Annotated in this window: 16 protein-coding genes; 8 read left to right on the top strand and 8 right to left on the bottom strand. The window is 71.2% G+C overall.

Annotation, left to right across the window (positions count from 1 at the left end; all coding sequences use genetic code 11):
• The first annotated feature begins 100 nt into the window (after positions 1-100).
• Positions 101-1,513 (top strand): TolC family protein, encoded by a 1,413-nt coding sequence (locus LZ198_RS25600; RefSeq protein WP_253974669.1) that lies wholly within the window; start codon positions 101-103, stop codon positions 1,511-1,513.
• 149 nt (positions 1,514-1,662) lie between these two features.
• The gene (locus LZ198_RS25595; RefSeq protein WP_253974668.1) at positions 1,663-1,875 is read left to right on the top strand and encodes a hypothetical protein; all 213 of its coding nucleotides are present in this window, start codon (positions 1,663-1,665) and stop codon (positions 1,873-1,875) included.
• A 37-nt stretch (positions 1,876-1,912) separates the two neighbouring features.
• Here the strand turns inward: LZ198_RS25595 and LZ198_RS25590 are convergent, their stop codons facing one another.
• The 4 genes from LZ198_RS25590 to LZ198_RS25575 all read right to left on the bottom strand — a co-directional run bounded on the left by LZ198_RS25590 (position 1,913) and on the right by LZ198_RS25575 (position 5,019).
• A complete protein-coding gene (locus tag LZ198_RS25590; RefSeq protein ID WP_253974667.1) occupies positions 1,913-2,575 on the bottom strand; it encodes a methyltransferase family protein in 663 nt (220 codons plus the stop codon).
• A gap of 131 nt (positions 2,576-2,706) precedes the next feature.
• On the bottom strand, positions 2,707-3,282 hold the full coding sequence (locus LZ198_RS25585; protein ID WP_253974666.1) for an RNA polymerase sigma factor: 576 nt from the start codon (positions 3,280-3,282) through the stop codon (positions 2,707-2,709).
• Between the two features lie 8 nt (positions 3,283-3,290).
• Positions 3,291-4,349, bottom strand: coding sequence for a Rieske 2Fe-2S domain-containing protein (locus LZ198_RS25580; protein ID WP_256559903.1), 1,059 nt, complete (start codon positions 4,347-4,349; stop codon positions 3,291-3,293).
• A gap of 22 nt (positions 4,350-4,371) precedes the next feature.
• Positions 4,372-5,019 (bottom strand): HAD family hydrolase, encoded by a 648-nt coding sequence (locus LZ198_RS25575; RefSeq protein WP_253974664.1) that lies wholly within the window; start codon positions 5,017-5,019, stop codon positions 4,372-4,374.
• A 164-nt stretch (positions 5,020-5,183) separates the two neighbouring features.
• On the opposite strand from LZ198_RS25575, the gene LZ198_RS25570 reads away from it, so the two are divergent.
• From LZ198_RS25570 to LZ198_RS25555, 4 genes are all read left to right on the top strand, one after another.
• Positions 5,184-6,632, top strand: a complete 1,449-nt coding sequence (locus LZ198_RS25570; protein ID WP_253974663.1) for a DUF3943 domain-containing protein — start codon at positions 5,184-5,186, stop codon at positions 6,630-6,632.
• A 76-nt stretch (positions 6,633-6,708) separates the two neighbouring features.
• Positions 6,709-7,485, top strand: coding sequence for a hypothetical protein (locus tag LZ198_RS25565; protein ID WP_253974662.1), 777 nt, complete (start codon positions 6,709-6,711; stop codon positions 7,483-7,485).
• Positions 7,486-7,547: 62 nt separating this feature from the next.
• The gene (locus LZ198_RS25560) at positions 7,548-8,294 is read left to right on the top strand and encodes a hypothetical protein (protein WP_253974661.1); all 747 of its coding nucleotides are present in this window, start codon (positions 7,548-7,550) and stop codon (positions 8,292-8,294) included.
• 88 nt (positions 8,295-8,382) lie between these two features.
• A complete protein-coding gene (locus tag LZ198_RS25555) occupies positions 8,383-9,759 on the top strand; it encodes a right-handed parallel beta-helix repeat-containing protein (protein WP_253974660.1) in 1,377 nt (458 codons plus the stop codon).
• A 45-nt stretch (positions 9,760-9,804) separates the two neighbouring features.
• Here LZ198_RS25555 and LZ198_RS25550 read toward each other — a convergent pair whose 3' ends face one another.
• The 3 genes from LZ198_RS25550 to LZ198_RS25540 form a co-directional block, all read right to left on the bottom strand.
• Complete coding sequence (locus LZ198_RS25550; protein ID WP_253974659.1) at positions 9,805-10,548, bottom strand: hypothetical protein; 744 nt, start codon at positions 10,546-10,548, stop codon at positions 9,805-9,807.
• Positions 10,549-10,576: 28 nt separating this feature from the next.
• Complete coding sequence (locus tag LZ198_RS25545) at positions 10,577-13,774, bottom strand: TonB-dependent receptor (protein WP_253974658.1); 3,198 nt, start codon at positions 13,772-13,774, stop codon at positions 10,577-10,579.
• Positions 13,775-13,868: 94 nt separating this feature from the next.
• Entirely contained in the window at positions 13,869-14,480 is a 612-nt protein-coding gene (locus LZ198_RS25540; RefSeq protein ID WP_253974657.1) for a TetR/AcrR family transcriptional regulator, read from the bottom strand.
• A gap of 182 nt (positions 14,481-14,662) precedes the next feature.
• On the opposite strand from LZ198_RS25540, the gene LZ198_RS25535 reads away from it, so the two are divergent.
• Both LZ198_RS25535 and LZ198_RS25530 read left to right on the top strand, forming a co-directional pair.
• Positions 14,663-15,781 carry a Gfo/Idh/MocA family protein gene (locus tag LZ198_RS25535; RefSeq protein ID WP_253974656.1) on the top strand — a complete coding sequence of 373 codons (1,119 nt, stop codon included), beginning with the start codon at positions 14,663-14,665 and terminating at the stop codon, positions 15,779-15,781.
• A 186-nt stretch (positions 15,782-15,967) separates the two neighbouring features.
• Positions 15,968-16,828 (top strand): DUF547 domain-containing protein, encoded by an 861-nt coding sequence (locus LZ198_RS25530; RefSeq protein WP_253974655.1) that lies wholly within the window; start codon positions 15,968-15,970, stop codon positions 16,826-16,828.
• A gap of 7 nt (positions 16,829-16,835) precedes the next feature.
• On the opposite strand, the gene LZ198_RS25525 is transcribed toward LZ198_RS25530, so the two are convergent.
• Positions 16,836-19,664 (bottom strand): cation-translocating P-type ATPase, encoded by a 2,829-nt coding sequence (locus tag LZ198_RS25525; RefSeq protein WP_253974654.1) that lies wholly within the window; start codon positions 19,662-19,664, stop codon positions 16,836-16,838.
• Between the last annotated feature and the right edge of the window lie 11 nt (positions 19,665-19,675).

Raw genomic sequence — 19,675 nt, 5'->3', positions numbered from 1 at the left:
AGAAATCCGGCCGACCACACGCGAGTCACAACCCGTAGCAAGTCCATCACGGACGCAAAGGGCTCGCGCCGGCGCGAGCTCCGAGGAGGCAGAGGCGGTTATGAGCTCACTTCTGGCGTTGACCCTGGCGGCCACCCTGGCCGCGGCACCGCCCCCCACGCTGACACTCGAGGACGCCCTGGTCCGGGCGCGCAAGGAGAACCTGGACCTGAAGGCGGCCCAGGCGCGGCTGGAGCAGGCGGACACCGCTTCCCGCAAGGCCTGGAGCGGCTATCTGCCCAGCCTCACGGTCAGCGGCGCCATCATCCGCAACTCCGACGCGGCCATCATCCCCGCCGGCACCATCGCGCCGGTGGACGTGGTCATCCAGCCGCTCATCCAGCGGCAGATTCAGGTGGAGGCGCGCCAGGCCATCATCGCGCCGCAGCTGTGGGCCACCATCCAGGGCGCGTACCAGAGCGAGAAGGTCGCCGCGTACAACGTGGAGCAGGCGCGGCGGGAGATCCTCTTCGGCGTGGCGCAGGCGTACTACGGCGCGGCGGCGCAGGCCCAGGCGGTGGTGGTGCAGGAGCGGCTGGTGGACCTCAACGCCGCTCGCGCCAAGGACACCAAGGTGCGCTTCGACGCCGGCACCGTGACGCGCGTGGCGCTGCTGCGCGCCGAGCAGGACCTGTCGCGCGCCGAGCAGGACCTCATCCGCGCCCGCAACGCGCTGGCCTCCGCCAAGCTGGTGCTGGCCACGCTGCTCGCGCTGGACAACCCGGAGTTCGACATCACCAACCCGCCGGAGCCGCAGGTGCCGGTGAAGACGGACTCGGACGTGCTGGTGCAGCGCTCGCTGGAGAACCGCGCGGACGTGGCGGCCACCCGTGAGGCGGTGGAGCTGGCCCGGACGAACAAGCGCGGCGTGTGGTTCAGCTACCTGCCCACGCTGGGCGTGACGGGCACCTACCGCGCCGCCAACGCCGCGGGCTTCACCGGCCAGTCGGACCTGTGGCTCATCACCTTCGGCGCCAGTTGGACGATTTGGGACGGCGGCCTGCGCGAGGCCAACCTCACGGAGGCGTCCGCGCGCATCGTCGAGGCCCAGGCCAACGCCCGCAAGGCGGAGCTGACGACGCGCGAGGAAGTGAAGCGCTCGCAGCTGGACCTGGAGAGCGCCCTGGCCAACCGCCTCAAGGCGGAGCAGACGGTGGACCTGGCGCGTGAGTCGAACCGCCTCACGGACGTCTCCTTCAAGGCGGGCGTGGCCACCTACCTCGAGGTCGCCGACGCGAACACCGCGCTGACCAACGCCGAGATCGGCCTGGTGAGCGAGCGGCTGCAGGCGAGCGTCGCCGCCCTGCGCCTGCTGCGCGCGGTGGGCGCCTTCGAGGCGCGTCCGCTGGACTCCGACCTGAAGGATCCGAACGTGGCGCCGCCGACCATCCAGCCGGTGCCGGGCGTCACGGGCACCCAGCAGCAGCCGGCGCAGGAGCAGGCGCCCCAGCAGCAGCCCGCGCCGCAGCAGTAGCTCACGAGCCCGGCCGAGCCCGACGCCCTTCCTCCAGGCGTCGGGCCAGCCGCCCCTTGGGGCGCGTGTCCCGGGGTGCTTGTGTGCCCCCGTCGCCAGCCCCACCCTCGGAAGGAAGGCCGCTGAACCCTTTTTCCGAGGAGGACGACATGGCGGGAGGACAGTGGGGCAACTGCAAGGGTTGTCGCTATTTCGGCAGCAACAACCCCAACCCCGGCGACAACGAGACGCAGCGCTGCAACCAGCAGGAGCTGCGCGCGTTCGACCTGAAGGTGTCGGGCGCCAGCGGGTGCAACGCCTTCGAGGCCCGGGCGGGCGCGGGCGCGGCGCAGTACCAGGAGCCCGCCCAACCGGCGCACTGACACCCGGTTCGACGCGCCCCGCGTCCCCGGCATCCGCTCAAGGGGTCACTCGGGGCGCCATCCCCTCCTGCGCGTGGGACGTCGGCGACAGCCGCCCCACGCCGGGCCAGAAGCGTCCCACGCGCGACGCATAGGCCGCGTAGTCCTCCCCATGCAGGCGCAGCAGGTGGGCCTCCTCCAATCGCACCTGGAGGGAGACGAGCAGCACGTAGTCGACCCACGCCATCACCGTCCACGCGCCCGGCGTGACGAGCGCGACGCCGGTGACGACCCACAGCATGCCCGCGAAGATGGGGTTGCGCACGACGGTGAACAGGCCGCGCGTCACCAGCGCCGTGGGCTCGCGGTCGATGCCGATGCGCCACGAGGCCCCCATCTGCACCTGCGCGACCAGCACGACGCCCAGCCCCGCCGCCACCAGCGTCCAGCCCGCCCACCGCACCGCCTGCGGCACGGCCCACAGCCCCAGCCCCGCGCCGCCCGTGGCCGCGTACAGCGCGCTCCAGGCCGTCATCCCCAGGACGAACACGCCCATGGCCACGCCGATGAGGCGCTGGAACGGGTTGACGCGTTGATGCAGCACGAAGGCGGAGCCGCCGCCGCGCCGCCGCAGGCGCAGCGTGGGCAGCACCATGGCGAGGAAGAGGAAGGCGAGCGTGGCGCTCGGCAGCGCGACGCGGTGGAAGGTGTGGGCGTCCATGAGAGGCCTCTTCGGGTCCATGGGACGACGGGGGAAAAGCCCCTCGCGTCCGGTGTCGCCCAGGCTGACGCCGCCGCGCGCGGGGCATTACACCGACCTTCGCCGTCGACTCCGGCACCGCGCCCCGGGGACTACTCCTCCGCGACGTCGCCCACGCGCGGCAGGTCCGGCCCACAGGTGCAGTCGACACAGCCGTGGGTGCAGCAGGTGCCGCACAGCGCGATGAGGCGCTTGCCCAGGGCCTGTCGTGCCCGGTGCAGACGCACCGCCGCGTTGTTCGCGGTGAGCCCCTCCTCGCGGGCATAGGCGGCCACGGGCGTGCCCTTCAGGTCCACCTCCTGGAGGATGGCGGCGTACTCGGGCTTGAGCGTGTCCGTCAGGCCCGCCACGCACGCGCACACGCTGGACTCCCACGCCTCCACGTCCTCGGTGGAGCGAGGCGCGTCGGCCCCCTCCACCTCCAGGGCGCGCTCCTCGCGCGCCGCGCGGCGGTGGCGGTCCACCAGCACGTTGCGCAGCAGGCGATAGAACCACGCGACGGCGCTCTCCTCGTCGCGCAGGCCCCCGCCCTTCTCCAGGCCCTTCACCAGGGCGAGCTGGAGCACCTCCTCCGCCTCCTCCGGGCTGCCCACGCGCGGCGCGAGGAACGCGAGGAACCGGCGGCGCTGCGCCACCAGCTCCTCGATGACCCGAGGCTCCAGACCCATGCCGCCCCTCAGCCTCCCACCGCCTCGCGCACGAGGGGCACGGCGGCGGGCGGCTCGGCCACGTCGACCGCGCCCTGCCGGAAGTAGATGCGCTCCATCAGCCTGCGCTGGTGGACCAGGGGCTTGTCGTACTTGTCCAGCCGCATGCCCTTGTGGCTGTACGGCGTGTCCGCGACGGTGGGGATGAAGCGCGCGTCGTCACTCACCTCCCACCACGTCAGCAGCATGGCCACCCGGGCCAACGCCGGCAGCAACGGCCGCATCAGCGCCACGGGGGTGCGCAGGAAGGAGAAGACGTGCAGCCGCGTCGTCTTCGCCGTCTCCGGCACGAAGAAGATGTTGGCGCGGGTGACGAAGGGCCGCACCCGCCCGTCGGGCGCCTCCCAGCTCACCGTGTACTGCGCATGCACCGGGTCGAAGCGGACGACCCACTCGTTGCGGAACCGGTCGCCGTCGCGCACGCCGAGCAGCTTCATGAGCGGCGCGGGCCGCTGCGGCGCCAGATACGACACCTCCGTGTGGTCATCCAGGTTGCGCGCCTCGAACTCCACCTCTCCCGCGTGCGGGTCGTCCCAGCCCAGGCGCGTGTGGACGTAGGGCGTGTGCTCGTCCTCGCTGAAGTTGTCGAGCGCGACGTGCAGCGGCGCCTCGAACAAGGAGGAGAAGCTGCCGCCGAAGACGTAGTCGTCGCCCCCCAGCTCGGGCATCGCCGACGCGGGCGTGTCCCGGTGGGCCAGCCACAGATAGCCGTGGCGCTCCATCACCTGGAAGCTCTTCACGTCACAATGTTTCAGGTCCGGTTGGCTGGGATTGGAGCCGTGGCCCTGCGCATCGAAGCGCCACCCGTGATACGGACACTGGAGCCGACCATCCCCACGGACCTTGCCCTTGGACAGGGGCGCGAACCGGTGGGGGCACGCATCCGCGAGCGCGGCGGGCCGCCCCGCGGCATCCCGGAACAAGGCATAGGAGAACCCCGCCACCTGCACTCGCACGGGCTGCTTTCCGAGCGCACGGGCCGGGAGCACGGGATGGAAATGCCGGATGACGTCGGATGGTGGCTCCATACCTGGTGAGTATATCCAGGACTCATGCCAGGGGAGGGAGCAGCTCCACCAGGCGTCTCAGGTCCGGCTGGAGCTCGTCGGGCGCCTCTCCTCGAAGCTCCTCGACCGGATGGGTCCCCCAGGTGACCGCGTAGGTGCGCAGCCCCGCGGCCCGGCCCGCACGCAGGTCCAGCGTCGTGTCACCCACCATCCACAATCCTTGCGTGCCCAGCGCAGAAAGTGCGCGTCGAATCACGTCCGGTGCGGGTTTGTGCGGGAAGTCGTCCGTGCCCTGGACGTGGTGCAACAACCCACCCAGGCCCACCGCGTCCACGAAGCGCCGAGCCATGTCGCTGCGCTTGGTGGTGGCGACGGACAACAGGTAGCCGCGCTCGCGCAGCGTGCCCAGCGCCTCCTGGACGCCGGGATAGGGACGTGAGCGATTGAGGAAGTTGCGCGGGTAGTGCTCACGATACACGGCGCAGAGCGCCGGCACGTGCTCCTCCGCCGCGAACTGCCGATACATGACGTCCAGCGGATGGCCGATGTGGGCCCGCACCTGCGCGTAGGTGGGCGCCGTCAGGCCCCGCTCCGGGAACGCCTGCAGGAAGGTGTCGATGATGTCCGGCAGGGAGTCCACGAGGGTGCCGTCGAGGTCGAAGAGGATTCCGCGGAGGTCGTTGCGAGGCATGCCCGCGTGCATACGTCGTCCGGTCCACACATGCACGGCCGGAGCGTGGCCCGCACGACGGCCCGCCCCTCTCGCCTGCCCCTCCCTCCTCGCCAGGGGCGGCGGGGGGCGCCTGGATGCCTACCTTGGTGGAGCGTGGTGGAAGACCACGATGGGGCGGGTGGATGAGAGGGAGGGGGTCGCGCGCAACGGGACGCTGTACCCAGGAGCCACGCCATGGCGGCCCGCCGTGCGCCCCAGGGCTGCTCCTGCTGGCGCTCCTGCTCACGGCCGCCAGCGCGCGCGCCCAGGCGGAGGAGGAGGAGCCGCCCCCCCGTCCCGCGGACGCCCCCACCATCGAGTCCGACCGTGAGCAGTCGCGGGAGGTCCACCCCTGGCTGGCCCTGGGCGAGGTCACCGCCATCAACCTGGCCGTGTGGCTCTACGACCGGACGATTGGCCAGAAGGAATGGGCGCGGGTGACGCTCGACGACTGGGGAAACAACCTGCGCACGGGCTTCGTCTGGGACGCGGACGACTTCTCCGCCAACCAGTTCGCGCATCCGTACCACGGGGGCCTCTACTACACGGCCGCGCGGGACAACGGCCTGCCCTTCGTGGCGTGCCTGCCCTACACCCTGCTGGGCAGCGCGCAGTGGGAGCTGTTCGCGGAGAACGAGCCGCCCTCCATCAACGACCTCATCAACACCTCCATCGGCGGCATGGCCATGGGCGAGGCCCTGTATCGGCTGTCCAGCATGGTGCTCGACACGGAGGCCACCGGGCGCGAGCGGTTCGGGCGCGAGTTCCTCGCGGGCGCCATCAGCCCGGTGCGCGGCATCAACCGGCTGCTGCGCGGGGACTCCTTCCGCAAGGAGCCCACGCCCGCCGAGTGGTGGCCCCTCGACTTCGCCGGCTGGGGGACCCTGGGCTACCTCAACCTGGGCGACGGCAAGCTCCTGCGAGAGACCAAGAACCAGTTCTTCGCCCAGCTCTCCCTGCGCTATGGCGACGCGTTCACCGGGGACATCCGCCGCCCGTTCGACGCGTTCGAGGGCCACGTCCAGTTCACCACGCGCGAGAACAGCCTCGTCAGCCATGCGCGTCTGGCGGGCGTCCTGGTGACGCAGTCCCTGAAGCGCTCCGAGGAGGACAGCCTCCGCCTGGCGCTCGTCCAGCAGCTCAGCTACGTGGACACGCTGGCCTACGAGGTGGGGGGACAATCCCTGTCGGCCGTCCTCATGCAACAGCACCGGCTGTCCCGGAGCACCCTGCTGAAGTCCTCGCTCGGACTGGAGGGTCACATCCTCACGGGCATCTCCAGCGAGCACAGCGGCGAGGGGCGCAACTACGACTACGGCCCGGGCGTGGGTCTGGAGGGGCGGGTCATCTACGGACGGGACTCCTGGGACATCGTCACGCTCGAGGCGGGCATCGCGCGCGTGGTCATTCTGGACGGCGCCGGAGGCACGCACCAGATTCTCACCGGGAGGGCGCTGCTCGACTTCCCCGTGGTCGACCGGTTGGGCCTGGGCACGGAGCTGAACCTCTTTCAGCGCCACAGCCGCTTCGACTACTTCCCGGACGTGCGGAAGGAGACCTACGAGCTGCGCGTCTTCTTCTCCATCCACTGAGGTGGAGCCACAGGTCGTTGCGCCAGGCATCAACCATGTGACTTGTGCATTCACATTTCTATAGTCTCCGGCGTCGATGACCGACCTCGACACCGCCTCGACGCTGGATTTCCTCAACACGCGCTACGCCGAGCACCTGGCCCACGAGCCCCGCTTGCGCGTCGAATTCTTCCTGGGCGGCGAGGACTTCGACGGAGCCCTGGCCATCCGGGTCTTCACCCTGGACGCCAACGGCGCCATCCAGGACCTGGCTGAAGGCAGGACCCCGCTCGCGCTGGAGCAACTCCCCTCGCGCGGCCCGCGCCTGGACGCCTTCTGCTCCGCACACGCGAGGATGGGGATCGCGAGCCTGGACGCGCGGCTCGGCGCCTTCGGCGACCTGCTGGAGACCTTCTCGCACGAGATCCTGCTGAACGACCGGCTCCAGTCGACCGACGACTTCCTGAAGGCCATGAAGAAGCTGACGAACTTCGACATCCTGTCGGAGCCCGACCCCGAGCACCGCGTCGCGAGGAGGGACCTCGCGAAGAACCTGACCGGGGAGCGGCCCGCCCTGTTCAGGCTGCTGGAGTCCGCCACCCCCGCCGAGACGGCGCTCGATGACGTGCTCGACAGGGTCCGGGAGGAGCTGGGCGCCCTGACGCCCGAGCAGCGGGCCGACCTCACCCCCTGGCTCATCGTCACCTTCGACGACCTGCTCGGGTGGATGCCGCGAACGCGAGCCCGCCCCGACGACATCCAGGTCCGATACAAGGGCAAGCGCGTCTTCTACAAGGCCACGGTGGCGCAGGAGCTGGGACGGTTCTACGAACAGTGGACCGGCATCCCCCTCGTCCCCACGAAGCAGATGTAGGCGCGCCCACCGCCTCGAAATCGATGGACCGCTGCAGCTCCCATCCGATGTGACACCGCACCATGCCCGACTCCGCTCTCGAGCAGACACTGACCTCCCTCGCCGCGCGGTACACAGACGCCCTCGGCGTCGACTCGGCCCTTCGGGTCTCGTTCTTCGTCGATGACGACGGGGACCTGTGCGTCAGGCTCCTCGTCTACGACGACGGTGCCCTGTTCGACGGCTGTGACTTCGCCTGGGGCACGCCCCTCGACCAGCTCGACCTCCAGAGCCCTCGCGTGAACGCGTTCCTGGATGCGCACGTCCAGTTGTCGCGGGAGCTGGTGGACCTGGGCGAGCCCGACAGCCCGCTGGTGCAGGAGGGCTTCGCGAGCGACCTCCTCGACGATGCCAGGCTCCAGACCTCCGGGGACTTCCTGCGCGCCATCAAGGAGCGCATCGACTTCGCCCTCCACACCGAGCCCGAACCGGAGGCCCGGCGGGCGCGCCGGAACATCACCGAGGCCCGGAAGGGACCCCAGCCGCGCCTGTTCACCTTCCTGGAGTCCGTCACGCCCGACGAAATGGTGCTCGAGGACGCCCTCGACCACCTCCACGCGGAGCTGTCCGCCCTCGACGCCGAGCAGCGGGCCGAGGTCACTCCCTGGCTCATCGGCACCTTCGACCTGCTGAGCGCCTCGCGCCACCTGGACACCCAGGTCCGGCACAAGGGCAAGCGCGTCTTCTACAAGGAGGCGCTGGCCCTGGCGCTGGGTCAGGTCTACGAGCAGTGGAACGGCATCCCCCTGGTCCCCACCCGCGAGATGTAGGCGTCCGCGCCCGTCCTTCCGGGGATGCACGGCCCGCCCCGCGTGAGCACCTTGCGGCCCGGTGGTGTGGCTGGCGGCGGGAGGGGCGATGGGGCGTGGCGAGCGGCTTGGGCGGCTGGGCATCGTTCTCTTGTGGACGCTGTGCGCCCAGGCGCCGGCCTGGAGCGCGGCGCCCCGGAAGACGGGCGCCAGCTTCATGGCGGTGGACCTCACCCGGCCCGCCCCCGGACGCCCCAAGCGCTTCACGCGCGAGTGGTTCGTCAGCCCCAGCGGCTCGGACCAGGCCGCGGGGACGAAGCAGGCGCCCTTGCGCACCATCGGCCGCGCCGTGCGCTCGGTGGGCCCCGGGGAGGTCATCCGCGTCGCGCCCGGGGAGTACGCCGAGGGCGTCGTCATCGACGGCGCGGTGAAGGCCGGGCGCGAGGACGCCCCCATCACCCTGCTGGGCGAGGGCCAGCCCCGCATCGTCCCCGCGAAGGGCGGCGGCACGCTGGTGCAGGTGCGCAAGCCCCACTGGATTGTCGAGGGCTTCGACCTCGACGTGCGGGGCCAGCCGCGCTTCGCCGTCCTCTTCGCGGGGGACACGCGGGGCTCGGTGCTCGCGAGCTGCCACATCCACCACGGCTCGCTCGGCGCGGGCGTGGCGACGTTCGGCGGCGCCCGCGACGTGCTCATCACGAACAATCACATCCACCACTTCCAGCGGCGCCCCGGAGGCGACTCGCACGGCGTCGTGGTCCAGGCCACCTCACGCGACATCACCGTGCGCGGCAACGACATCCACGACAACTCGGGCGACTCCGTGCAGTGCCTCCTGCCCGACAAGCCGGACGAGGTGCCCGCCCGGGGCCTCGTCATCGAGGACAACCTGCTGCACGCCAACGGCGAGAACGCCGTGGACATCAAGACGTGCCAGGGCGTCACCATCCGTCGCAACACCATGCACGGCTTCCGCAAGTCCCCCACCTCCGCTGGCGAGGCGGTCGTCATCCACTTCTCCGCGCGGGACGTGCGGGTGGAGCACAACCTCATCTACGACTCGGGGCGGGGCGTCGCCGTGGGCGGCTCGCGCGAGGGCGACCAGCCCAGCCCCGTGCACGTGGTGGTGCGCGGCAACGTCATCCGCGACATCACCCGCGCCGGGGGCAGCGACGGCGCGGGCATCCGCGTGGAGAACTCGCGGGACGTGCGGGTGGAGGACAACGCCATCGACCGCACGGAGGGCTACGGGATGATGCTCGGCCTGGGCTCCAACGGCGCGCCCAGCGAGGACCTGACGGTGCGCGGCAACGTCATCCAGGGCCGCCACCTGGTGCGCCTGGGCCAGCACCGCCCGGGCCTGAAGATGGGCCGCAACCAGTACGGCCCGGGCGGCCTCTTCAAGGTGGACCCGGAGGAGATCTCCAGCATCACCCGCTGGAAGAAGGCCTCCGGCGTGGACGACGAGTCCACCGAGCTGCGCTGACGCGTCCCCCCGCCCGCGCCTGGGCGGAGGGACACTCGCCCGGGCTCAGGGCGTCTCGTCGGAGGGCACGTCCCCGGTGAGCACGCAGATGAGCGCCACGGGGTCGCACTTGACGGGGAACAGCGGGTTGATGCCGGAGCCGCGCAGCCGTCCCACGGAGAAGTCCGGATACGGGTCGCACTTCGCCTCGTCCGGCTTGCCGCTGGTGGCGCAGCCCACCACCGGCCAGATGCCCTTGGCCTGGTAGCGCGCGGTGCAGCCATTCTCCGTATAGGTCAGGTCCGCGACGAACTGCGTCCCGGGGATGCCGGGCGTGTTGTAGATGCGCAGGTTCGTCCACGCGTACTCGAAGCTCTGCGCGGGCAGCGTGTCGGTGGCGGGCACGTCCAGGCGCGTGGACGTCAGCTCCGGCACGGCGCAGAAGTGGTCCGCCCCCGGCGACTCGGAGGCGAACGCGCCCACCGAGTACGGCGTGTGCCCCGGGTCCGTGTCCGGGCGCTCGTCGAAGTCCTCCAGGAGCCGCCCCATCCGCGCGCTGCGGACGGCGACGGTGTCCGGCGCGTCCGGGTTGGAGCTGTAGTACTTCTGCAGCCCGACGGGCTCCGGCCGCAGTTGGGCGCATTGCAGGTCCGGGTTCTGTCCGGGCAGCAGCGTGTACACCGTGGCGAACGAGCCGATGGAGCCGTCGCTCACCGCGCGCGCCACCACACACTGGGCCTCCGGGTCCTCGCCCGTACAGCCCGCCAGCGCCAGCACCGCGACGCCCAGGCCCATCCAACGCATCGTCATGTTCCGTTCTCCTCTCATGGTGGCGGGCCTAGAAGGTCAGCTTCGCGCCCAGGCGGATGGCGCGCGGCGCCTGGTATGCAATCGGGCGCTTGAAGTTGGGGTTGATGTCCGCGGGGGTGATGGGCTTGTTGGTGGCGGTGGAGATGACCTTGCAACCCGGGTTGTCCGCCGTGAGGCACGCCGTCAGGTCCTCCGGCTTCCCACCCTGCTCGATGGCGTAGACGCGCGTGAAGGTGAGCGTCTGGTCCACGGCCGTGTACTGCTGGAAGTTGAAGAGGTTGAAGACGTCCAGCGACAGGCCCACGGTGTAGTCGTTCGACAGCTTCTGGTTGAGGCCCACGTGGGTGTCGAAGTTGTGGACCCACGGCAGCCGGCCGGCGCTGCCGCGCGGCAGGATGAACGTCTCCGAGCCGCTGCGGCGCGGGTGCGCGCCCAGGTAGTTGAGCGGCGTGCCGGAGCGGGTGCGGTAGCCGCCGCCCACGTTGAAGCTGGTCAGCTTGCCCAGCCGGAACTCGCGCGCGCCGAAGAACTTGAACGAGTGCGCGCGGTCCCCAGGCAGCGGGCCGTCGCGGTTGGTGGTGAGCGACAGCAGGTCGAAGTCGCGCGTCAGGTTGGGCGACAGCTGGCCGGTGTCCGCGCGGAACAGGCCGGAGTAGTTGCCGCGCAGCTGCGACCACGTGTAGCTGGCCTGCGCCAGCCAGCCGTCGGAGAACGCCTTCTGGTAGTAGACGTTGACCGCGTCGTACTTGCGCTTCGCCTCCGGGAAGTCGGACGAGTACCCCTTGCCCGGGTTGCCCAGGAAGAAGGTGTTGCCGTCGTCGCGGCTCATGTCCTCGATGACGTCGTTGAGGACGCGGCGGGTGTACGTCACGCCGAAGCGGCCGAGCAGGATTTCGTACTCGCCGCCCAGCATGATTTCGTCCGCGGACTGGGCGCGGATGTCCGGGTCCACCGGCACACGGTCTCCGCCCTGCGCGTCCCAGACCTGGTTGGGGCTCTCGCGGTTGCCGATGGGCTGGCGGTTGACCGGCGCCACGCAGTCCGTGAGCAGCGAGTTGCGGTCATTGGGGTTGCACGGCGGCGCGTCGTAGGTGGCGGACAGGAGCTGCTGCTGCGGGAAGGACAGGTCCGCCATGTCCAGGGGCACGTTCTCGAAGAAGCGCGCGTAGTTGACGAAGAGCTTGGAGCGGCCCGACTGCGTCGGGTCGTAGATGACGCCCACGCGCGGCGACCACTGGTTGGGCAGGTGCAGGCCCACCTTGTCGTCCAGGCCCCACAGCGTCTGCACGTCGTAGCGCAGGCCCGCGTTGAGCGTCACCTTGTCGAGGATGGACCAGCTGTCCTGCACGAAGCCGCCCACCGTCATCGACGTGGACGTGCCCTCCTTGCTCGCGAGGAACACCGGCTGGTCCGGCCCCTCGAGGTAGCCGTACTGGTTGAGGGTGAAGAAGCAGTCGCCGCCGGTGCACTCCTGCCAGGGCGTGCCGCCGGTGCGCGCGCGGTTGTTGTAGAAGCTCATCCGCTCCGCGTCGAAGCCCGCCTTGATGATGTGGTGGCCCAGCGCCTGGACCAGCAGCGTGCCCATCACCTTGCCCTGGACGCGGTTGAGCTCCTGGACGCTGATGGTGCCGGGACCGCCCGTGGAGTAGGCCGTGACGGGACAGCGCAGCGACTGCTCGGCGGGCGTGGCGCCACAGACGGACGGGTCCGGCAGCACCTCGAACTCGGTGATGGAGTGCGGGCCCGGGTTGCGCGTGCGGCGCCAGGCGATGTTGGAGCGCCCGGCCAGCCCCTCCGCCGACCCCAGGCTCGAGCCGTCCGACGGCAGCGTGTCGTCCGTCTGGTGGTGCCAGCCCAGCGTGGCGTCCACGAGGAACTTCTTGTCGAAGAAGGACGAGGACTGCTTGGCCACCACGTCGAGCACGCCGTTGGTGCGCTTCGTGGCGATGGAGTCGTAGGAGCCCTGCACGTACGCGGTGCAGGACAGGCCCAGGCAGACCTCCGGGTCGCCGTCGTCGCTGAAGGCATACGAGCCGTCCCCGCCGGAGAAGCGCGGCGTGCCGAAGACGGAGACGGACAGGTTGTGGTCCGGGGTGAAGAGGTACGTCAGCTTGGTCATGTACTGCACGCTGCGCTCGTCGGCGAAGCGGCTGGTGCGTGTGCCCTCGATGGGGTTCACCACGGTGAAGCCCGTGGCCGGGTCCTTGCGGCGCGCGCCCACGGCGGAGCAGCCGTTGGCCGGGTCGACCTCGTCGCACAGCTCCAGCGCGCTCAACTGCCGGTCCACGCGGACGCGATTGAACGACGGCGCGACGCCCACGTAGAACCAGAGCTTGTCCTTGAGGATGGGGCCGCCCAGGTCGAAGCCGAAGTCACCCTGGAGCCAGGGCTTGCCCTGCGCGGAGATGACGCTGCCCTCCTGGCGGATTTCGGTGCCGTCGCGCTGCAGCGAACCCGGCGCCATGTTCGCGAACACCGAGCCGTGGAACTCGTTGGAGCCCGACTTGGTGACGACGTTGAGCACGCCACCCGTGGAGCGGCCGTACTCCGGCATGTAGCCGCCGGTGATGACGTTGACCTCCTGCACGAACTCCACCGACAGCGGCGTGCCCAGGGTGCCCACGCTCGGGTCGTTCACGGACAGGCCGTCCACGACGTACTGGCTCTCCGGGGAGCTGCTGCCGCTGACGCTCACGCCGTAGCGGTCCTCCGTCGCGCCCGGCGCCAGCTCCGCCAGCGACTCGAAGGAGCGCGACGCGGAGCCCTTCGTGCCCGGGCGGATGACCGCCACGTTGCGCAGGAAGTCCGCGTCCACGCTCAGGCCCTGCGTGCTGGAGCCCATGTCCAGCGTGGGCGCCGCGCTGATGGAGATCTCCTCGCCGAACGACGTGGGCAACAGCTGGATGTTGACCCGGATGGTCCGGTCCACGCGCAGGACGATGTCCGACCGCACGTAGGGCTCGTGCCCGTCACGCTCCACGCGCAGCGTGTACGTGCCGGGCGGCAGCTGCGGGATGCGGTACAGGCCACTGGCATCCGAGACCACCACCCGCTCGCCCTGGAGCTTCGGCGAGGTGGCCGTCACCACCGCGTCCGCCAGCGGGCGCTTGTCCTCCGCGCTGGTGATGGTGCCGGTGATGACCGAGACGCCCTGCGCGAATGCCCCCGCGCCACAGAGCAGGACCGCGAGACACAGCCCGCGAGCAAGACCCACACGTATGGACAAAGCTGACTCCCTCCCTTGAACCCGGGAGTCACTCTGTCTCAAGACACGAGAAAGCAACAATCCCCAATTAGACAGTGCAGCCGGCGACCCGGGTTCAGGTCGCCTCGGGGGCGCAGGCGGGGGTGCCCATCTCCAGGGAGCGGTCGAAGGCCAGCCGCAGGAAGGCGTCCAGCGGCGCGCGGTCCTTCATCACGCGGCTGCGCAGCACCGCGCCCTCCCAGGCGCCGAGCAGGAACGTGGCGAGCATGGCGGGCGCGACGTCCGGGGCCACCTCGCCTGCGGCCTGCGCCGCTTCCAGCACGCGCTCGATGCGCGCCGACCACTGGGCGAAGGAGGCGGCGACCCGCTCGCGGATGGCGGGGCTGTGGTCCGCCAGCTCCGCGGCGAAGTTCGCCAGCAGGCAGCCGCACTCGAAGCGGCCCGCCACGAGCGTCTCCACCTGCTCCGCGAAGTACGCGCGCAGCCGGCGCAGCGGCGTCAGCGACGTGTCCTCCAGCCGCGTCCACTGCGCCTCACCCACCTGCATGTAGTGGTCGACGACGGCCGCGCCCAGCGCTTCCTTGCTGTCGAAGTGGTTGTAGAAGGAGCCCTTCGGCACCCCGGCGGCATCGGTGATGTCCTGGACGCCGCAGCCGTTGAAGCCCTGCTGACGCAGCGTCTCCAGACCGGCGGCGAGCAACCTGTCGCGAACGCTGGCTCTTGGCATCCCTCCCCTTTTAGGGCCCTCCCCCGCGGGCGTCAAAAGCGCGCGCCCACGCGCGGCAACCTCATGATTCTCCAGATGTTTTCAATGAATATGACCGGTCATCTTGAATCCAGGGGAATCGCTCGCTAGCTTGCCCTCCGGCGGCCGTGGCCGAGGGTTCTCTCGCCGCCAGGAGCGGGGACATGAGCAAGACGAGCGGGTCGGACCGGATTCGGGTGGGCATCATCGGGGCGAGCACCCCATCGGGCGGGTCGACGTATGCGCATGGGGGCTGGGCGACGTCTGCGCACCTGCCCGCGCTCCAGACCTCGCCGCGCTTCCGCGTGACGGCGGTGAGCACCACGCGCCAGGAGAGCGCGGCGGAGACGGCGCGGCGCTTCGACGTGCCGCACGCCTTCTCGAGCTTCGAGCCGCTGGTGGAGCACCCGGAGGTGGACCTGGTGGTCGTCTCCGTGCGCGCGCCGGAGCACGCGCGGCTGGTGCGCGCGGCCCTGGCGGCGGGGAAGCAGGTGTTCTGCGAGTGGCCGCTGGGGGTGTCGCTGGCGGAGACGACGGAGCTGACGGAGCGAGCGCGGGTGGCGGGGGTGCGCACGGTGATTGGCCTCCAGCGGCGACAGGCCCCGGGGGTGCGCTACCTGCGCGACCTCCTCCAGGAGGGCTACGTGGGCAAGGTGCGCTCGGTGACGCTCCAGGTCCGCCTGTCGTTGCTCGGCCTGAAGCGGCCCAAGGCCTCCGCCTACACGGCGGACGCCGCGAACGGCGTCAACGTGCTGGCCACCATCACCGCGCACTTCCTCGACACGGTGCTCGCCGCGGTGGGCGACGTCGACAGCGTGTCCGGGCTCGTCGCGCGGCAGTTCGAGCACACCACGCTGGTGGAGACAGAGGAGGTCATCCCCGTCACCGCGCCGGACCAGGTGCTCTTCCACGGCACGCTGGCGAGCGGCGCCGTGCTGTCCGCCCACGTCGAGGCGGGCAAGCGCAACGGCGGCGTCATCTCCTGCACCATCACCGGCTCGGAGGGCGACCTGGTGCTCTCGCAGGACCTCACCGTGTCCGGCGCGCGCGGCGACGACCAGCCCCTCGCCCCGCTCCCCACGCCGGAGCGGTACGTCTCCAGCCCGAAGGGCGCGCTGTCCGACGACGCGCACCAGATGGCCCTGCTGTATGCCGCCTTCGCCCGGGACGTGGACGCGGGCACGTCGCTCACGCCGGGCTTCGAGCACGCGCTCGCGCTGCACCGGCTGCTGGACACCGTCGCGGAGTCGTCGCGCACGGGCCAGCGGCTCCCGGTCCGCTGAAGCGGCACGCCGGCCCCCGTCCCGCGGACGCCGGGAGGGGGCCACACGGCGGAAGTCCTGCCGCCCGCCGCGCGGCCGGGGGTGCATCCCGCGCCCCTCGGGGGCCACGCCCTGGTCTATGCTGCGCGCTCCGTGGACGCACCCGCTCCCTCACCCTCCAGCCGGCGTCGCCTGCTCGTGCCCGCCGTGGCCTTCGCCGCCGTGAGCCTCACGGGCGCGCTCGTCACGCTGCACGTCCAGGGACTCCTGCCGACGACGGTGCCCTCCGGCGACGAGCCCTTCAACTACCTGGGCTACGAGAAGGTGCTGCGCCACGTCCAGCCGGACGGCGACGTGGACTTCTCGGCCATGGGGCGTGAGCGGCGGGACCTGGACCGCTTCGTCGACTCGCTCGCCACCTTCTCCCCGCACATCCGGCCGGACACCTTCCCCACGGCGGAGGATGGGCTCGCGTACTGGCTCAACGCGTACAACGCGCTCGTCCTCCAGCAGCTGGTGGATGGCTATCCGTATCTGGAGAGCGTGGAGCAGCCCTGGCTGGGGCGCTTCTTCTGGGGGCGCGCCTGGCCCGTGGGCGGCACGCGGATGACGCTGTACTCACTGCGCCACCGGGTGCTCGGGCGCGAGTACGCCGACCCGCGCGTCCACCTGGCGCTGTTCGACGGCACGCGCGGCGGGCCCCGGCTCGACGGCTCCCACTTCCAGCCCGAGTTCCTGGACGCGCAGCTCAACGAGGCCTGCCGCCGCTTCGTCGGCGACAAGCACCACGTGCGCCTGGACCGGGACACCGTCCACCTCGCGCGCCTGTTCGACACCTACCGCGAGGACTTCCTCGCCGCGCTCCCCGAGGGACGCCGGGGCAACGTGCTCCAGTTCGTCTGGGCCTTCCTGCCGGACGCCTGCGAGGAGCGGCCCGGCTGCGACACGCGCAGCGACCTGGACCGCGCCTGCGGCCCCAAGCTGGACAAGTGCAAGCTCGTCTTCGAGAAGGAAGACCCCACGCTGCCGGACGCCGCGGAGCACCCACCGCGCACCAGCGGGCGCTGACGCCCCGTCACGCCGGCAAGCGCTCGCGGGGGCCCGTCGGAGGCCCGCGCTCCTCGCGGCCGAGCGGCGGCGCGGCCTTCCGCTCTCCGCGCCCGCGCAGCCACTTCTCCAGGCCCACCACCGGCACCACCACCGCGCCCACCAGCACGGAGAAGGCGATGGCCTCCAGGGACAGCGGCGCGGTGCCGAACACCTCGCGCATGAAGGGCACGTACATGAGGGCCAGCTGGAGCAGCACCAGCGTGCCGATGCCCATGAACACCGCCGGGTTGCTGAACAGCCCCACCTTGCGCAACGAGCCCGTCAGCGTGCGGCACATCACCATGTAGAAGACCTGGAAGCTGATGACGGTGTTCACCGCCATCGTCTGCGCCTCGGCCAGGGCCCGCGCGTGGCCCACGTGCGTCGACGCGTGCGTGTACTCCCACAGGAACAGGCCGATGCCGCCCCCCGCCATGAGCAGCGCGACGAGGCCCGTGCGCATCACCACGAAGTGGCTGAGCACGGGCTCGTCGGGGCTCCGGGGCTTGCGGCGCATGATGTCCGACTCGCGCGCCTCGAAAGCCAGGGGCAGCGCGAGCGACACGGTGGCCACCAGGTTGATCCACAGCAACTGCGTGGGGAGCATGGCCATCAGCGGCACGCGCCCGCCCCCGAAGTCCTGGATGGGGAAGAAGGCCACGCCGAACAGGAGGATGAGCGCCAGCCCCAGGTTGGTGGGCAGCACGAAGGCCAGGGACTTGATGAGGTTGTCGTAGACGCGCCGCCCCTCCTCCACCGCCGCCGCGATGGAGGCGAAGTTGTCGTCCGTCAGGACGATGTCCGCGGACTCCTTCGACACCGCCGTGCCGGTGATGCCCATGGCCACGCCGATGTTGGCCTGCTTCAGCGCGGGCGCGTCGTTCACCCCGTCCCCCGTCATCGCCACCACGTGCCGGCGCCGCTGCAGCGCGCGCACCAGCCGCAGCTTGTGCTCGGGCGCCACGCGGGCGAACACGTTCGTGCGCTCGGCCACCTCGAGGAGCTGGTCGTCGTCCAGCGTCGCCAGCGTCGCGCCCGTCAGCCCCCGCGCTCCCGGCGCGTGCAGCCCCAACCGGGCGCCGATGGCCTCGGCCGTGGCCAGGTGGTCGCCGGTCATCATCTTCACCACGATGCCGGCCTCGTGGCAGGCGTGCACCGCCGCGACGGCCTCCTCGCGCGGCGGGTCCAGCATCCCCTCCAGGCCCAGCAGCTCGAGGCCGCCCGCCACGTCCTCCACCTCCAGCGCCGCGTGCGACGCGGGCAGCCTGCGCGAGGCCACCGCCAGCACCCGCATGCCCTGCCGCGCCAACCGCTCCACCTCCGTGGCCACGAGCTCGCGAGCGGTCTCCGGCCGCGGCACGCAGCGGGGCACGACGACCTCCGGCGCGCCCTTGAGCAGGAGCAGGCGCCCACCCCGGCCATCGTCGTGCAGCGTGGCCATGTACTGGTTCTCCGACTCGAACGGAATCGCGTCCACCCGGCGGTAGCGGGCCCGCTCCGCCTCGACGTGCAGGCCCGCCTTCTCCGCGGCCACCACCAGCGCGCCCTCGGTGGGGTCACCCGTCATCTCCCAGGCCCCCTCCGCGCCGCGCAGCGCGGCGTCGTTGCACAACACGCCCGCCAGCAGCAGCGCCCGCGCGTCGTCCGGCGGCACCACGGGGTTCATCACCTGCTCACCCCGGCACAGCACGCCCCGGGGGGAATGGCCGACGCCGGTGAGCGCGTAGCGCGCCACGGGCGTCCACAGCGCCTGCACCGTCATCTCGTTGCGCGTCAGGGTGCCCGTCTTGTCGGAGCAGATGACGGTGGTGCTGCCCAACGTCTCCACCGCGGGCAGCTTGCGGATGACGGCGCGCCGGGCCGCCATGCGCTGCACGCCGATGGCCAGGGCGATGGTGACGATGGCGGGCAGGCCCTCCGGGATGGCGGCCACCGCGAGGGTGATGGCCACCACCACCGCCTCGCTCAGGGGATAGCCCCGCCACACGCCCACGCCCAGCAGGACGAGCGACACGGCGAGGATGGCCACCGTGATGACCTTGGCGATGAAGGCCAGCGTCTTCGTCAGCGGCGTCTGGAGGTCGGTCGTGTCCCGCAGCAGCGCGTTGATGCGGCCCAGCTCCGTCGCCCCGCCGGTGGCCACCACCACGGCCAGGGCCGCGCCCGACGTCACCAGCGTGCCGCCGAAGACGAGGCTCGCCCGGTCCCCGACCTCCGTGTCCTCCGCCACCGGCGTGGGCCGCTTGGCGGAGGGCACCGACTCCCCGGTGAGCGCGGCCTCCTCCACCTGGAGGTTGCGCGAGGACAACAGCCGCATGTCCGCGGGCACCTTGTCGCCCGCCGCCAGCGACACCACGTCCCCGGGCACCAGCTCCGCCGCGGGCACGGCCTTGCGCGCCCGGCGCACCACCGTGGCCGTCTCCGGCACCATGTGGCTGAGCGCCTCGATGGCCTTGCTCGCGCGGAACTCCTGCACGAAACCGATGAGCGTGTTGAGCACCACCACCACCGCCACCACCAGGCCGTCCGTCACCTTGCCCATGACCACGGCCAGCACCGCGGAGACGATGAGCACCCAGATGAAGGGGCTGTTGAGCTGCCGCCACAGGAGCGCGAGCGGCCCCTCCCGCTTCTGCCGCTCCAGCACGTTGGCGCCGTGACGCGCCAGGCGCTCGCGGGCCTGCTCGTCCGTCAGCCCCTGCGCCCCGCTCCCCAGGCGCCCGAGCGTGGCCTCGGGTGACAGCGCGTGCCAGGCGACGCCCGGGGAGGGCGCGCCGACCGTCCCACTCGATGAGCCGGGTTTCGAGGGAGCCATGGGCACTCCCG

This window comes from Myxococcus dinghuensis, from assembly GCF_024198235.1.
GTDB classification, from domain to species: domain Bacteria; phylum Myxococcota; class Myxococcia; order Myxococcales; family Myxococcaceae; genus Myxococcus; species Myxococcus dinghuensis.
This window is presented reverse-complemented; position numbering and strand designations above follow the sequence as displayed.